The following is a 15,048-nucleotide window of genomic DNA, read 5'->3' on the forward strand; positions in this document are numbered from 1 at the left end:
ACGGTGGCGTCAACCGCGCCCCACCGCCACCGGGCTCAGTGCGCGACCACCGGGATCTTCACCTCGTCGTCGACGCCGTCCCCGGAGGACACCACGGCCGTCGCTCCCGGCCGCCCGGTGTTGATGAAGGCGAAAGCGATGGCCGCGGACGCCGCCAGGATGCCGACCGCCCACCAGATCGCGCTGGCGTAGCCGTGCACCATGCCCTGCAGCTGCAGCAGTTGCTGCGCCTTGGGGCCGGTCGCCCCCGCCGCGTGCGCGGTGATGTAGGTGGTGGTGGCGGACGCGGCGATCGTGTTGAGCAGGGCGGTGCCGATCGCGCCGCCCACCTGCTGCGAGGTGTTCACCATCGCGGAGGCGACGCCCGCGTCCCGCGCCTCGACGCCGTGCGTGGAGAGCGACATCGCCGGCATGAAGGCCGTGCCCATGCCGAGGCCGAGCAGCAGCTGCGCGGGCAGGATCAGACCGGTGTAAGAGGACCCGATCTCGAGCTGCGTCAGCAGCAGCATGCCGGTCCCGGCGACCAGGAAGCCCGGACCCATGAGCAGCCGGGGCGGCACGCGGGTCATCAGCCGGGCGCCGATCTGCGTGGAGCCCGTGATCATGCCCGCGATCATCGGAAGGAAGGCGAAGCCCGTCTTGACCGGCGAGTAACCCTTCACGACCTGCAGGTAGTACGTGAGGAAGAGGAACAGGCCGAACATCGCGATGATGGCGAGGCCCAGCGAGAGGTAGACACCGCCGCGGTTGCGGTCGGTCAGAACGCGCAGCGGCAGAAGCGGCGACCGCACCTTCGACTCGGTGAGAACGAAGGCCGCGAGCAGAACGGCAGAGGCGACGAAGAGGCCGATCGTCGTGGAGTCCGACCAGCCGTCCGACTCGGCGCGCGTGAAGCCGTACACCAGGGCCACCAGACCGAGGGTGGACAGAATGACGCCGGGGATGTCGAGCGGCGAGCGGTTGCGCCCGCCGGCCGGCTCACGGATGACGAAGTACGCGCCCGCCGCGGCGGCGACCGCGAAGGGGATGTTGACGAAGAACGTCCAGCGCCAGTCCAGGTATTCGGTGAGGAAGCCGCCGAGAATCAGTCCGACGGCGCCACCGCCACCGGCGATCGCTCCATAGATGCCGAAGGCCTTGGCCCGCTCCTTGGCGTCGGTGAACATCACGGCGAGCAGCGAGAGGGCGGCGGGGGCGAGCAGTGCGCCGAACGCGCCCTGCAGCGCCCTCGAGCCGAGCAGCATGGCCTCGCCGGAGGCCGCGCCACCGAGCGCGGACGCGGCGGCGAACCCGAGCAGGCCGACCACGAAGGTGCGCTTGCGGCCCCACAGGTCGGCTATGCGTCCGCCGAACAGCAGCAGCCCGCCGAAGGCCAGGGCGTAGGCGGTGATGACCCACTGCCGGTTGCCGTCCGAAATCCCCAGGTCCTGCTGGGCGGACGGCAGCGCGATGTTCACGATCGTCGCGTCGAGCACGACCATCAACTGGGCGAGGGCGATGAAGACCAGGGCTTTCCAGCGACTGGGGTCCGGGAGCCGGGTTTCGGCTGTTTTTGACATGGGTGTAGCCACCTAAGGGTGCGTAAGGGAGCGAGCAGGGCGAAAACGGGCGTCGTTCAGGTCGTACGGCGGGCCTTACGGGCCGCCGGGTGCGGACCGTCCGTACGGATGAGGGAGTCGGATCGCCGCGGTCCGATCGCCGGGACAGGGTCGCCGTGATCGGATCGGCTGGGTCGATTTGCGGTGGTCGAAGTGCGGGAGCCGGATCGCGAGTTACGGATCGCGGGTTACGGATCGCGGGTTACGGGTTGCGGGTTGCGGGCGGGCTATGGGTCGCAGGGTCGGTCGGCCGCGGGGCGCGATGCTCGCCGGTCGCGAATGACGGCGCGCCGTGGCTCACGGCTCACGGCTTGTGCCGCAGGTCCTCCAAGGTCGCGGCCGCACCGGGCAGTTCGGAGCGCGCGGGCGCTTCGAGACCGTCCAGCAACAGCTGCAGATGGCGGTGGGTGAACCGGTCCATGTCCGGGCACACGGTGCCCGGCAGCGGCCGGGTGAGCTGGGAGATGGCCACCATCAGATCTCCGACGGCGACGTCGGGGCGGAGCCTGCCCGCCGCCTGCGCACGGTCCATGAGGCCCTGCACGGCCTCTTCGAGCCGGTCGCGCTCGGCGAGCAGTTCGGGATGATCCTTGTCGAAGCCTCCGGAGAGCATCGGGCAGAGCGCGCCGATCCGCTCGTCGGCAGCCGCATAGGTGAAGCGCGTCAGCGCGGCGAAGGGGTCCGCCTCCTCGGCGGCCGCCTCCTCCGCACGCTCCGCGGTGCGCGCCATGACGCTGAGGACGACCTCGTGGATCAGAGTCGCCCGGTCGTGGAAGTTCCGGTAGAGAGTCGCGTTGCCGACACCGGCGCGGCGGGCGATCTCGTCGAGCGGCACCTCGGGGCCGAACTCGACGAACACCTCACGGGCCGCCGATACGATCCGCTCCCGGTTGCGCAGAGCGTCGGCGCGCGGCCTGCCGGCTCGGCGCACTGCGGTGTCGGTGGCGGTGCTCACGGCTCCACTCCCTCTCGTCGTCGTCACTCGTACTCGCTGTGGCTCGTACTCGTAGCTGTCACGTCTCATACGGTCGGCCCCGCGGCCTTCCGTCCCGGCCCGGCCTTGTGGCCGACCACGGGCAACCGCATCCGGGGAATGCCTCCCCGTTTCGCAGGTTCACCGGTTCAAACGGGGAAACGGTCCCCGGTTATTTCGGCCGCCGGGAAAAATCCGTGTGACCTGAGCCACGTCATGCAAGTCTCCGCGCAGCGACCCGCCGGGCGTGTCCCACGATCGGCCCACCCGGCGCGCGCCCGCTCCCGGCCCGACCGAGGCTGATCGCACGGAGCGCAGTCGAGGACCGGCCGGCTGCCGCGGACCCGAAGGCGACCGCATGGAGCAGACCCGCCGCCGGATACGCAGACCCGCCGCGCTCGGCGCCGTAGCGGCACTCACCCTGGGCGCGCTGACTTCGGCGAGCTCGTACCTCCCCGGCCCCTCCCGGATCTCGGCCGGCAGCCCCGTCGCGGAGGCCGAGGAATCGGCGCTGGGACCCTGTCGCATCGCCGCGACCATGGGCGTGCAGATGTCGGAGGGCATGCCCACGCCGCCCGGGTACGTGCGCTCCACGGGTGAGGTCCGCGCCCTCAGCATCATGATCGACTTCCCCGACGCGGAAGGAGAGGGAACGGCCCTCGAGCGGTTCGAGGAGTTCTCCCCGCAGACCCAGAAGTGGTTCGCCACCAGCTCGTACGGACGCCTCAGCTACCGTCCCGAAGCCCCCCTGGCCGGTTGGCTGCGAATGCCGATGCCGTTCGCCGCGTACGGGATAGACCGGGGCTCGCCGTTCGAGCCCGGCTACCGGCAGCTGGTGCAGGACATCGCGACGGCGGCCGACCCGCATGTGGACTTCAGTGCGTACGACCTGGTCAACGTACTCGTCACGCCGAACGCCGGCCCGTCCGCGCTGGACACGGTTCTGTCCGTGACCTTCTCCGGGAACCACGACGCGCCGTACGCGGACGGGGTGCCGCTCGCCAACACCTCGTTCGTCTACAGCCGCCAGGACGACGGATCCGGCTCGTACGACGAGACCGGCTTCCGCGTGCTCCCGCACGAGAACGGCCATGTCTTCGGCCTGCCCGACCTCTACACCTCGGAAGGCGGCGGCGCGGTCGGCCACTGGGACATCATGTCCGAGGACTGGGGGGCCAACAACGACCTGCTGGGCTGGCACAAGTGGAAGCTGGGCTGGCTCGACAACGACCAGGTCAGCTGCGCCTCCGCCACGGGAACGAGCGAGTACGAACTGACGCCGCTCGCCACCAGGGGCGGCCGCAAGCTCGTCTTCGTACCGCTCAGCGCGGATTCCGGTTACGCCGTGGAGGTCCGCACCCGGGAGGGCAACGACGAGGCGGTCTGCGAGCCGGGCGTCCTCGTCTACCGGGTCGAGACGGACATCGACACAGGACAGGGACCGGTGCGGGTCGCCGACAGCGACCAGGACAGCGGCGGCTGCACGCGGCGGCCCAATGTGCACGCCGAGCTGTCGGACGCTCCCTACCGGCCGGGCGAGTCCTTCACGGACCCGCGCAACAAGATCCGCATCACCGTGGTCGCGGAGGACGCGACGGGGACCTACCGGGTACGGGTCACGCGCCCCTGAGCCCCGGCCGGCCCGGACCTGCCCCCGGTCCGCCCGCGCCTGCCCGTCGGCTCACCCTCGACCCGACAGCACCGCCTACTTCTCGGCCGGCGTCCCGCCCCGTGCCGGGACCCGCCCCCCTGCCTGCTCCGGCACCCGCGTCCCTGCCTGTCCCGGCATCCGGGTCCCTGCCTGTCCCGGCACCCGCGTCCCTGCCTGTCCCGGCATCCGGGTCCCTGCCTGTTCCGGCACCCGCGCCCCTGCCTGCTCCGGCACCCGCGCCCCGCCCGCTTTCCGGACCTGCGCCCCGACCGGCTCGCGCAGCTCCCGCTTGAGGATCTTCCCGGTGGGATTGCGGGGCAGCGGCTCGTCCCGTACGACGACGTAGGCCGGCACCTTGAAGGCGGCGAGGGTCCTGCCGACATGAGCCCGCAGCTCGTCGGGGGTCACGGCGGCCCCGGGCCGCAGCTGGACGACGGCGGCGACCTCCTCGCCGAGGACGGCGTGCGGTACCCCGAGGACGGCCGCGTCGGCGACGTCCGGATGGTCGTGGAGGGCGGCCTCGACCTCGACGCAGTACACGTTCTCGCCGCCGCGGACGACCATGTCCTTGATCCGGTCGACGATCGAGACCCGGCCGCCGTCCCGCACGGTCGCGAGGTCACCCGTCCTGAACCAGCCGTCCTCCGTGAACGCGGCCGCCGTGGCCTCCGGGTTGCGCCAGTACCCGCGCACCAGCGACTGCCCGCGCAGCCACAACTCACCCGTCCCGCCCTCCGGGAGAGCCTCGCCCGCGGGCCCGGCGATCCTCACCTCTGTGGCGGGGGTGGGCCGGCCCACGCTGTCCGGGAACTCCCGGTACTCCGCACCGAAGTTCGCCGTCACACCGCCGCTGGTCTCCGTGAGCCCGTAGCCGTTGCGGGGCTCGATCCGCTCCGCGTAGCGCCGCGTGAGCCGGCCGACGAGGTCCGGCGGCGCGGCGGCCCCGCCCGTGTTGAGGTGGGTGAGGCTCGACAGCTCCGCGTTCCGCCGCTCGGCCGCATCGAGCAGTTGCAGCGCGGTGGTGGGCACCCCGGAGCAATGCGTGACGCGGTGCCGCTCGATCAGCCCGAGGGCCTTGTCCGCGTCCCATTTCCGCATCAGCACGAGGGTCCCGCCCACGGCCATCAGGGAGTACAGCGTGGTGAAGGCCGCCACGTGGAAGAACGGGAACGTCATCAGCGTGACGGGCGCCGGGCCCTGGCCCGGCATCACGCCTCTCGCGAGTGCGGAGGCGGCTGCGGTGTAGCGCGGATTCATCGCGGCCCCGGCCTGCGCGAGGTGAGTGGCGACAGCGCCCTTGGGCCGGCCCGTGGTGCCGGACGTGTAGAAGATCGTGGCGTCGTCCTCTGGCCGTACGTCGACGTCGGGCGGCGCGGCGGCAGGATCAGGGGCGGGCAGGTCCTCGTACCGTACGACGCCTTCGCCGACCGCCCCTTCGTGATGGAAGACGACGACCGGAACCGCCCGTGCCCTCGCCCACGCGTCGACCCTCGGCAGCCGCTCTCCGTCGACGAGCAGGACGTGCGGCTCGCAGTCGTCGAGCGCGTACGCGAACTCCTCCGTGGTCCACCAGGCGTTGAGCGGCACGGCGATCAGTCCGGCGAGTTGAGCCGCCCAGAAGGCGATCTGCCACTCGGGGTGGTTGCGCATCCCGACGACGGCCCGGTCGCCGGGCCGCAGCCCGTACTCCCCGGTGAACCGCCGCGCCAGCGCCGACGCGGCCGCGAAGAACTGCCCGTACGTGTACGTCCCGCTCTCCGCCACCAGAAAGGGCCGGTCCCCGAACGCCCACGTCGCCTCGACGAACTCCCGCAGCGTGCGCGGCCCGGACGTGTACACCCCGTCGGCGACCGCGAAGGGGGCGCCCGGTGCGGTGAGGGCTTCGAGGGCGGCGGAACGGGGGTGCGGCACGGGGCGCCCTTCTGTCGTACGTGGGCGCCGCACCGGCCGGCCGGCGGGCTGAGCGCCCGCTCAGCTCGGGGCGACGCTATGCGCCGGTCCCTGCGTCGTCAAGACGCGTTCGGCGTACGCCCGCCGGGGCTGGAGGGCGTATGCCGCATGGTGCGGTCGGCGCGAGCGCGTGGCGCGGTGGACGGAGACCGCGTGGCGCACGGCGCGCGGTCGCCGCGGAGCTGAGTCACCGAGGGCCGACGCACCGGTTGCCGCCGTCGATGCGAACCGCTCGGCGACGAAGGCCGGATGCGTCCACCGACCGCGTCTTGCCGAGCCCACCGGCAAACAACTCCTGGTACAGGACCTGCGGCGCGGCACAGGGAACGGCGGTGGCGGTCGTACGTCGCGAGTGCGGCGGAGGCGCCCGCCATGGCCGCCTCGCAGTGCATCAGCTCGAGCAACAACTCCTCGTCCCGCGGCAGCTCCCGAAACAGCTCAACAGAACCGAGCACCTGCGTCAGGTCCCGCCGGACAACCCCGCCGGCCGACGGCTGAAGTGTTCCGCCAGGACAGCGCTCCCAGTACTCACGCTTCGACCAGAGCCACCCTGCAAGAGGGCGCCCGCCCACGGCGCCGACGCGGCGCTCCTGATCTACATCGGCTCCGCCTGGCCCAACAACTCCGTCGCCCGAGCCATGATCAATCGCCTCCAGGGCGCCTAAGCCGAGTGAGGCCCCACCTACCGCCCGTAGTCAGATCCCGATCAAGCACCACCCGCTACACTGTCCGACGGTGGCTGATCCCCACGGGTCGGGCGCCGCGCTGTCGATCAACGGTTTCAGACACGTTTTCCGACAGATCCCCGCCTTCGTAGCTCAGGGGATAGAGCACCGCTCTCCTAAAGCGGGTGTCGCAGGTTCGAATCCTGCCGGGGGCACCAGCCAAAAGGCCCCGGACCGATCATGGTCCGGGGCCTTTGACATCAGCTTTTGACATCAACGGGGGCGGTCACTCACGGCCCGGGCGCCTCTTGAGCAGCCGGTCCATGTGGCTGATCGCCTCGCGCTGCGTGTCCTGGACGACGTGCGTGTACACGTCCATCGTGATGCTGATCTGGCTGTGCCCGAGGATCTCCATCACGACGCGGGGCGCGACCCCGGCCGCGGTGAGCAGCGTCGCGCAGCCGTGCCGGGCATCGTGCAGCCGGACGACGCGGAGGCCGGCGGAGTCGGCGACGCGGGTGAAGGAGCGGTACACGTTGCGCGGCTCGACCGGGCGGCCCGTGCGGGTGGTGAAGACGTGGCCGTTCTCGTCCCAGGACTCCCCCGCACGCTGCTTCGCGGCCGCCTGGCGCATCCGATGCCAGCGCAGCGGCGGGATGCACATCGCCGGGAGCGGCAGCGCACGACGGCGACGGTTCTTGGTCTCGTCGTCGTAGAGGACTCCGCGCCGTCGCTGGGTCTGCTGCCGGACATAGATCACGCGGTTGTCCAGGTCGACATCACTCCAGCGGAGACCGACGATCTCCCCCCGGCGCAGGCCCATGGCGATCGCGAGCACAAAGGCCGCGTACAACGGGTCCTTACGGGCAGCGGCGAGGAAGTCCAGCGTCTCGTCGAGGGTCCAGGGGCTCAGCTCCCGGGACTTGGCCCGCGGCGGCTCGACGAGGGCGGCCACGTTCCGGGTCACCAGTTCCTCGCGGCAGGCTGCGCTGAGAGCCGTGCGCAACACTCGGTGAGACTCCTTGGCGGTGGCCGCGGTCGTCTTGTTCTCCAGCTGGACGATGAAGCGCCGGACATCGGCGACGCCGAGAGATTCCAGACGCTTCGAGCCCACCATGGGCACAAGGTAGAGCCGCACGTGTGCTTCGTACTTGTCGTAGGTGCTCAGCTTGCGTCGGGGCTTGACGATGTTGTCCAGCCAGTACGGCAGCCATTCAGCGAGCCGGGCCGAACGGGTGGGGACGGGCACGCCCTGGTCCACCTTGTCGAGGAGCTCCCGCCGCTTGGCGTCGCACTCCGCCCAGCTCTTGCCGTAGGCGAACTTGCGGGCACGGGTGCCGTCCGGCTGGAGAACGTAGACGGCGGCTTGGTAGCGGCCGTCCTTGCGCTTGGTGATGGTGCCGGCGCCGTTGGGGTTGCGCTTGCGCTGCGTCGCCATCAGGCGGCCTCCTCGATCTGGCCGAGGACGAAGTCCTGGACTGCGTCGGCCGGGATTCGGCGGCAGCCATCGATCTTGATCGAGGTCAGGCGGCGGGAGCGGATCAGGTCGTAGACCTTGGAGCGTCCGAGCTTGAGCCGCGCCATGACCTCGGGCACGGTGAGGAGTTCGGCGGTCGCGGTGGTCATGCTGCGGCTCCTTCCAGGGCCAGTTGGTCTTGCAGGGCTTCACGGGCGGTTTGGCGGTTGAGCTGGATGTCTCTGGCGATAGAGGCGGCGAGTACGGACTCGCCGGGGCTGTGGCCCTGTCCGGCGAACCGCCAGTCGGCCAGGACGAGGACGGTCGGGTCGTGGTCCGGGTCGGGCAGGCCGAGTTCGTCGCGTTGCTGGGCGGCGCGGTAGTCGGCGCGGACCTGCCGGAGGGCGCCCAGGGTCGTCGAGTAGCGGCGGGACTTGCTGGAGAAGTGGCCGCGGAAGCCGAGCATGTGGGCCCAGGCCCTCAGTCGCCGGTCGGGATACGCGGCGTCGAGGTCGAAGCACGCTTCGATGAGGCGGCGTGGGTGGTCGGGGATGTCGAGGAGGACCAGGACCTCACGGTTGCCGATGCGGCGGTCTACGGTGCCGGTCGTCTCGGCAGCCTTGGTCGCGTACTTGGCAACGTAGGAGGCGACGGCCTGTTCGGTGATGGCGGTGCCGGCCTCGAAGGCGCGGATGGGCCGGATGTCGAGCTGGGTGCCCCAGCGCAGTGTGCGGGCAGGGTGGCCGTCGGCGGCCGGGACGGTGATGGTCGTGTAGGAGTGCGCGGCGGCGGCGCGGATGGCGTCGGTGAGCAGCTGCACGGTGGCCCAGGACGGTGGCGGGGATTCGGGGCCGTCCGGTCCGTCGAGGCGTACGACGGCGTGGAAGTGGACGGCGCCGCGCTTCTGGAACTCGGCGACCTTGCCGTATGAGACTCGGGCGCATTCCTTGAGTTCGCGCTGTGTGATGCCGGCGCGGGCGGCGATCTCGCGGCGAAGCCGGTTGGTGAGGCGCTGCCAGAGCTCCCCGGCGTGGTTGTTGAAGAGGACCGCCGCAGCGTAGTCGTACGTGGCCGGGTCGATCGGTGTGCCGAGTGCGTCGTCGTCCGCCGGGTGCTGGAGGCCGCAGCGGCAGCGGCCGGAGTCGGGGCGGTTGTGGACGCGGCCGAACGACGGGGCGGTGAGCGTGGCGAAGACCCGGGGGTGGTCGCGGACGGTGGCGGGGACGTCCTTGTCCTGGTCGCCCATGAGCCCGGCGCGGATCAGGTGATAGGTGTCGGCGGCGTACATCCAGGCGCAGGCCGGGCAGCGGGATGCGCGGCGGTTGCCGCAGGCGACGCGGAGCCGACCATCGGGCTCGGTGTCGGTCGAGTAGCGGTGCAGTGTGTCGCCGGTGGTCTTGTCCTTGGTGAGGGTCCAGCCGGACAGATGGATGGGATTGGCGCAGCCGCCTGTGCGGCGGATCTGGTCACGCCAGCGGTCGAAGCCGGGGGACCCGGCCACCCGCAGCAGGTCGCCGAGGGTGGCCGGGTCCAGGCCCGCGATGGTCGCGGTGTCGGTCACGCGCTCACCGCCACGGCGACGGGCTCGCAGATCGTGTAGACGCGCAGAGAGATGAGGCCGAGCGATGCCGTGAAGAGCAGTTTCGTACCCTCAGCGCGTTCGGTGATCAGCACGGCGGCGGGTTCCGCGTAGAGGGCCTGGCGCCAGGCTTCGAGGTCGCTCGGGCCGTCGAGCAGGACGTGGGCTTCAGCGGGCGTGATGTCGCTGGCGGTGATGTAGGCGCCGGGCAGGTCCGGGTGTGCCTCGGTGAAGCGGGCGAGGACTGCGAACAGTGCGGCCTGTGTGCCGAGCGGGTTGTTGAGCGAGGCGTCCATGCCCTACCTCCCCGCCGGAACGGTGAGGGGACGGCGGGCCGACGCGGTGCCGGTGCCGTGGCAGGCCGTGCAGTGCGCGGTGATGGTGCGGAGGTGTCCGGACCGGTCGCGGCCGCCGAGGGTGACCTTGACGGCGGGGAAGCCGTCGCAGTCGGGGCAGACGCGTGTCCGGGCAGGGGTGGGCTGGGACATGATGGTGGTCCTTTCGATTGCGGTTGGAAGGGGCCGGACCGTCCGGGCGGCGGCGATGCTTGGCGGCTTGTGCGCCGCCCGGAGGCCGGTCAGTGCGTGGCTATGGATCAGCGCGCGAGGGTGCGGGTCCCGCGGCGGCCGGCCTTGCCTTTGATCTCGTACATGGCGGCGTCGGCGGCGCAGAGCGCGTCGGAGAGGCTTCGCAGGGGCAGGTCCACGACGCGGGAGGCCCCGGTGGACACGTAGAGCGGGATGCGTACACCGGCGTGGGCGAGCGGTTCGTGGAGGAGGTCGACGAGGCGGTCGATGTCCTCCGTGCCGGCGGAGCGGACGACGGCGACGAACTCGTCTCCGCCGAAGCGGCCCGCGATGCCGTGTCGGCCGCACCAGGCGGTGAGACGGGCGGCGATGGCGGTCAGTGCCGCGTCTCCGGCGGCGTGGCCGTGGGTGTCGTTGAGGTGCTTGAAGTCGTCGACGTCCAGGAGCAGGACGACGGCGTTGCGGTGGCGGCGGATGATGCGTTCGGCTCGGGCGGTCCATCCGGCGCGGGTGCGCAGGCCGGTGAGCGGGTCGCGGCGGGCGGTGGCCAGTCGGTGGGTGAGGTAGCCGAAGTGTGCGACCCAGCCGACCAGCGGCAGGGATAAGGCGAGCGCTTGGGTGTCCACGGTTGTCCCTTCGTTTGCGGTTGGAAGAGGTGCGTGGGCCGTCCGGGCGGTGGCGATGCTTGGCGGCTTGTGGCACCGCCCGGAGGCCGGTCAGCGGCGGAATTCCTGGCGGAGCATGCGGACCAGGACCAGGAGGACGACGCCGCTGATGGAGAGCGCGAGGCCGGTGATGGCCACGGCCAGGAGCATGGAGACGAGGACCGCGCCGACGGCGACGACCCCGGTGACCGTGGCGGCCGGGTTGACGCGGACCTGGTCGACGAGCCCGGGCCGGTTCGAGGCCGCCGGCGCGGCGGGCCGTTCGGCCGGGACGGGCGCGGGGGCGATGCGGCTGGTGAGCGCGTCGTAGGTGTCGGAGGGCGGGTACTTGGGCTTGAACACGGGCCGTGTCCTTTCCTGTCGGTTACTTGGCGAGCGGGTCGATGACCGGGGCGAGGAGGCTGTCGGCGAGGAGGTAGCCGCCGAGGAGGAGCACGGCGACGAGCCACCAGGGCGGGCGGACGAGCTTGATGCCGAGGGCGCCGACGACGATCAGCGCGAGCCAGAGCGGTACGTCCATGGCGTGATCTCCTGAGTGGTCAGCGGGGGTTGCAGCGGTGGGTACGGGCGGCCAGCTCGGCGGCGGCGCGGTTGAGGTAGTCGGCCGACCAGTCGCAGCCGGGTGCGGTGCAGGCGGCGGCGTGGGCCTCGCGGCCCTGCCGGTCGCGGTGGGTTCCGATCTGGACGGGGCCGATGCGGTCGACGTCCCAGAAGCGGTTGCGCGGCATGGGGATCACCTCCTCTCAGGCGAGTCGGGCGGCGATGGCGTCGGCCATCGGGGCGGGGACGCCGAGCCGGGAGCGCAGGGTGTCGGCGTCGATGTCGCGTCCGGTCGCCGAGCGGTGCGAGTCGGCGAGCTTCCGGGCGTGGACGATGAGGGCGGGCGGTACCGCGGGGTCGGCGGCCGGGAGCTCCGGAGCCGAAGCGGGCTCGTCCTCGGGAACCTCTGCCCGTACGACCTCGGGTGCCGTGTCCTCCTGGGCGACGGGCTCGGGCGCGTGTCGCGTGGCTTCCGGGGTGTGCACGAGGAGCGTGCCGCCGAGGAAGGCGAGCGCCGGCCAACCGGCGACGAGGATGCGCAGCCAGTCCGGCACGTCGTTCAGATCGAGCAGCCCGGCCGTGGCGACGTTCGCCCCGAGGGAGGCAGCGAGGGCCACGGCGAACCAGGACCAGGCAGCCCCTCGCGACGCGCCCGCATCCCTCAGCGTCCGGAGCCGACGCCAGGCAGCGACGAGCAGGAGGTCCACGGAGACCGGGTAGGCCCATGCCTTCCAGCCGTGCTGTCCGGCGGCCTCTGCCAGGTCGTGCAGGTGGGAGAAGGAAAGGGCCCCGGCGATCACGGCTTGCACGAGGACGGCGTCGAGTCGGAGCGATGGGCGCATGGCGTCAGTCCTTGTCGGCGACCAGGTCGAAGGCGAGGGCGGGGACCACGGGACGGAAGGCGGCCAGACCGGGCAGGTCGGGGGTCAGGGCCGCGTGCTCGGTGCATGTGGCCACCGCGTCTGCGAGCTCGGTGAACGGACTGCGGACGAGGGACCAGCCGCCCGAGGAGTCGCCCGCGACGGCCACGCCGCGCTGTTCCGGCGCTATGGCGGTGGCGGCCAGGACGGCGAGCGGGCTGATGTCGCCGAGCGCCATCTTGGCGGTGGTCTCGTCGTTCACCCGGTGCGAGATCCGGCCCGTGAGCTGGGCGCGAAGTGCGGTTGCGCCCTTGCCGAGTTCGGCGCCGAAGCGCTGCCCGCAGACCTCCAGGTAGAGGCCGGCGGCGCGGCCGAGCTGGGCGAGGCGAACGAGCTGGGTGACCATCTGGTCTCGGCGCTTCTCGTCGGCGGAGCAGGCCGTGAGGAACAGCTCCGCCACCTCGTCGACGAAGACGACCACCGGTACCGGTCGCATGTCCTCCGGCAGTCCCCAGATGTCCGACGTGATGGACTCCACCGGACCGGGCCCGAGCCGCTGCACACTCCGGATCAGCTCGTATCGTTCGGTCATCTCCGCCACCAGGGCGTCAAGCAGCTCGGCGGCCTCCTCCGGCGTGCAGGCGAGCGCGGACAACCGCGGCGAGAACGGGGCGAGTTCCACGCCCCACTTGCAGTCGATCCCGACGAGCGCGACAGGCTGCGGCGCGAGGCCGGCCAACAGGCCACGCAGGTAGACCGACTTCCCCGACAACGTGGCGCCCATCACCAACTCATGCGGCACCGTGCGGAAGTCCCTTGTGTGGACCGCTCCGTCGGAGCGCACGGCCACCGGGATGCTCAGCAGCGACGGACGCGCCCTCTTCGGCATCACGACCTGGCGGAGCACGTCGTACCCGACGACCTTGACCTGAAGCCACCCCGGGGTGAGCGCCGAGACGTGCACCGCGTAGGCCCGCCAGGAGTGGCGCAGCCGCTCGGTGGCCGTCTCGAAGTCGTGGACCTCCTGCCCGGGCTGCATCCGGATCCGTAAGACCAGGCCACTCGCGGTGAACCGGATGCGAGCCAGGCGGGGCACCCTGCGCGGGGCGGTACGGTTCGTCGTCGCCGCGACAGCGAGGCGGAAACGGGACGGGGGCTCGGTGAGCCCGCACGCCTCCATGACCGAGCGGTACGTGACCACGATCCGGATCAGCTTGGCGGAGGCGCCGACCGCGTACCAGTACCAGGCGGGGCGCCAGCGCCGCAGGACGAGCAGTCCGGCGGCCACCAGCACCAAAGCCAGGTAGATCAGGAACTCTCGGGCGCTCATGAGTCAGCCCGCCAGCGCGGTCACGGCAGCGGCGCGGAAGGTGATTCCGTGCTTCTTCTTGCCGTCGAACTCGTTCTCCCACGGCCGTGCCACCAGGCCGGACAGCGCCACCTGCGTGCCCGTGACGAGTTCACCGGAGAGGTCTGCCTCGGCCACCGTCACGGTGACCAGGTCGGCGTTGCCGTTCGCGACGAACAGCACGTCCACCGTCATCAGGGAGCCGCCGGTCTCGGCGTCCACGGCGATCACGCCGTTCTTCCTGTCCTTCATCTTCGGCTGCGGGGGCTGGGCCACCATCGCGGTCACGCCGCTCATGTCCACGGGGATCACACGCACAGAGATCACTCCTCTAGAAGTGCTGGACTCCGTCACTCATGTATATGAGTGACATGAAGAAGAGTGCATGACTCCTATACATGAGTCAACCCGCCGAGACGGAGAAGTCGCGGCGGGCTAAAGGGAGTTGAGCGGGCGTCAGTCGGCCGCGGGGATCCTGTACTGGAAGACGAACTGGTCAGCGGCCATGAGGGTGTCGCAGACCTCGACCACCCGACCCTCTTCGGTCACGGCCTCGCGCACGAGGTGAACGACCGGAGCTCCGGGGCTCAAGGCGAGCTCGGACGACTCGGCCTTGCTCGCCGATCGGGCCTGAAGCGTCTCGACGAATTCGGCGAAGACGTGGCCGTCGTCCTCGAGGCGGGCGTAGATGCCGCCAGGGCCGGGGTTCTCGCCGAACAGCTCGGGGATGTCCTTGACCACGTCCCACGGCAGGTACGAAGTGGCCGTCTCGACGGGTGTGCCGTTCCGAAAGTAGAGCCGCCGCCGCGCGAGCACCTGGGCGCCGGCCTCGACGCCGAGCCGTTCGGCGATCTCCTCGGGAGCCTCCATCGGGCCGATGTAGAGCACGCTCACCTTGGCAGTCGCGCCGGACTGCTCAGACTCGGCCAGGTACGCGGCCTTGCCGCCTCGACGATGCGAGGCCCGAAACCGGTCCGAGGACCGCAGCCGCACCGGCGGCCGATCCTTCACGATCGAGCCTTTGCCGTGCCGAGTCTCCACCAGGCCACTGGCGCGGACCTCCACCATGGCCTTGCGAATCGTCCCGCCGGAGACGCCGTAGCGCTCGACGAGCTCGGACTCACTCGGCACCATGTCACCAGGCTTCAGGACACCAGCCCGGATCTGCTGAACGATCTCGTCGGCGATCTGAACGTACCGAGGTACGGCCCTGCCACCTCCTACCGCGGTTCCCAT

Annotated in this window: 17 protein-coding genes and 1 tRNA gene; 2 read left to right on the forward strand and 16 right to left on the reverse strand. The window is 71.1% G+C overall.

From position 1 onward, the window contains the following. Nucleotides 1-35 precede the first annotated feature (35 nt). Nucleotides 36-1,559, reverse strand: a complete 1,524-nt coding sequence (locus ACFU5O_RS17870) for an MFS transporter (protein WP_384241290.1) — start codon at nucleotides 1,557-1,559, stop codon at nucleotides 36-38. A gap of 343 nt (nucleotides 1,560-1,902) precedes the next feature. Further along, complete coding sequence (locus ACFU5O_RS17875; protein ID WP_384241292.1) at nucleotides 1,903-2,553, reverse strand: TetR/AcrR family transcriptional regulator; 651 nt, start codon at nucleotides 2,551-2,553, stop codon at nucleotides 1,903-1,905. Between the two features lie 376 nt (nucleotides 2,554-2,929). Between ACFU5O_RS17875 and ACFU5O_RS17880 the strand changes: the two genes are divergently transcribed. Next, entirely contained in the window at nucleotides 2,930-4,201 is a 1,272-nt protein-coding gene (locus ACFU5O_RS17880) for a M6 family metalloprotease domain-containing protein (RefSeq protein WP_384241295.1), read from the forward strand. A gap of 75 nt (nucleotides 4,202-4,276) precedes the next feature. Here the strand turns inward: ACFU5O_RS17880 and ACFU5O_RS17885 are convergent, their stop codons facing one another. Continuing rightward, entirely contained in the window at nucleotides 4,277-6,133 is a 1,857-nt protein-coding gene (locus ACFU5O_RS17885) for an AMP-binding protein (RefSeq protein WP_384241296.1), read from the reverse strand. 846 nt (nucleotides 6,134-6,979) lie between these two features. On the opposite strand from ACFU5O_RS17885, the gene ACFU5O_RS17890 reads away from it, so the two are divergent. Further along, nucleotides 6,980-7,055: transfer RNA gene (locus tag ACFU5O_RS17890), tRNA-Arg, on the forward strand. A 68-nt stretch (nucleotides 7,056-7,123) separates the two neighbouring features. Here the strand turns inward: ACFU5O_RS17890 and ACFU5O_RS17895 are convergent. From ACFU5O_RS17895 to ACFU5O_RS17955, 13 genes are all read right to left on the reverse strand, one after another. Beyond that, nucleotides 7,124-8,275 (reverse strand): tyrosine-type recombinase/integrase, encoded by a 1,152-nt coding sequence (locus tag ACFU5O_RS17895; RefSeq protein WP_384241299.1) that lies wholly within the window; start codon nucleotides 8,273-8,275, stop codon nucleotides 7,124-7,126. Continuing rightward, nucleotides 8,275-8,463, reverse strand: coding sequence for a helix-turn-helix domain-containing protein (locus ACFU5O_RS17900; RefSeq protein WP_352103701.1), 189 nt, complete (start codon nucleotides 8,461-8,463; stop codon nucleotides 8,275-8,277). The genes ACFU5O_RS17895 and ACFU5O_RS17900 overlap by 1 nt, the downstream gene beginning before the upstream one ends. Next, on the reverse strand, nucleotides 8,460-9,854 hold the full coding sequence (gene repSA / locus ACFU5O_RS17905) for a replication initiator protein RepSA (RefSeq protein WP_384241301.1): 1,395 nt from the start codon (nucleotides 9,852-9,854) through the stop codon (nucleotides 8,460-8,462). Before repSA ends, ACFU5O_RS17900 begins: the two co-directional genes overlap by 4 nt. Further along, nucleotides 9,851-10,168 (reverse strand): hypothetical protein, encoded by a 318-nt coding sequence (locus ACFU5O_RS17910; RefSeq protein ID WP_384241302.1) that lies wholly within the window; start codon nucleotides 10,166-10,168, stop codon nucleotides 9,851-9,853. The genes repSA and ACFU5O_RS17910 overlap by 4 nt, the downstream gene beginning before the upstream one ends. Nucleotides 10,169-10,171: 3 nt before the next feature. Beyond that, nucleotides 10,172-10,360 (reverse strand): hypothetical protein, encoded by a 189-nt coding sequence (locus tag ACFU5O_RS17915; RefSeq protein WP_384241305.1) that lies wholly within the window; start codon nucleotides 10,358-10,360, stop codon nucleotides 10,172-10,174. 107 nt (nucleotides 10,361-10,467) lie between these two features. Then, nucleotides 10,468-11,025 carry a GGDEF domain-containing protein gene (locus tag ACFU5O_RS17920; protein ID WP_384241307.1) on the reverse strand — a complete coding sequence of 186 codons (558 nt, stop codon included), beginning with the start codon at nucleotides 11,023-11,025 and terminating at the stop codon, nucleotides 10,468-10,470. Between the two features lie 90 nt (nucleotides 11,026-11,115). After that, nucleotides 11,116-11,406, reverse strand: coding sequence for a SpdD protein (locus ACFU5O_RS17925; protein ID WP_384241309.1), 291 nt, complete (start codon nucleotides 11,404-11,406; stop codon nucleotides 11,116-11,118). 22 nt (nucleotides 11,407-11,428) lie between these two features. Next, entirely contained in the window at nucleotides 11,429-11,584 is a 156-nt protein-coding gene (locus ACFU5O_RS17930) for a hypothetical protein (RefSeq protein ID WP_134407504.1), read from the reverse strand. Nucleotides 11,585-11,603: 19 nt separating this feature from the next. Further along, nucleotides 11,604-11,792: a mobile element transfer protein gene (locus tag ACFU5O_RS17935; protein ID WP_134407505.1), complete on the reverse strand. Its 189-nt coding sequence runs from the start codon at nucleotides 11,790-11,792 to the stop codon at nucleotides 11,604-11,606. A gap of 15 nt (nucleotides 11,793-11,807) precedes the next feature. Continuing rightward, complete coding sequence (locus ACFU5O_RS17940; RefSeq protein ID WP_384241312.1) at nucleotides 11,808-12,446, reverse strand: DUF2637 domain-containing protein; 639 nt, start codon at nucleotides 12,444-12,446, stop codon at nucleotides 11,808-11,810. A 4-nt stretch (nucleotides 12,447-12,450) separates the two neighbouring features. Next, nucleotides 12,451-13,794: an FtsK/SpoIIIE domain-containing protein gene (locus tag ACFU5O_RS17945; protein WP_384241314.1), complete on the reverse strand. Its 1,344-nt coding sequence runs from the start codon at nucleotides 13,792-13,794 to the stop codon at nucleotides 12,451-12,453. 3 nt (nucleotides 13,795-13,797) lie between these two features. Continuing rightward, nucleotides 13,798-14,130, reverse strand: a complete 333-nt coding sequence (locus ACFU5O_RS17950; protein ID WP_384241315.1) for a hypothetical protein — start codon at nucleotides 14,128-14,130, stop codon at nucleotides 13,798-13,800. A gap of 138 nt (nucleotides 14,131-14,268) precedes the next feature. Further along, on the reverse strand, nucleotides 14,269-15,048 hold the full coding sequence (locus tag ACFU5O_RS17955; protein WP_384241318.1) for a GntR family transcriptional regulator: 780 nt from the start codon (nucleotides 15,046-15,048) through the stop codon (nucleotides 14,269-14,271).

This window comes from Streptomyces sp. NPDC057445 (genome assembly GCF_042802855.1).
Lineage (GTDB): Bacteria > Actinomycetota > Actinomycetes > Streptomycetales > Streptomycetaceae > Streptomyces.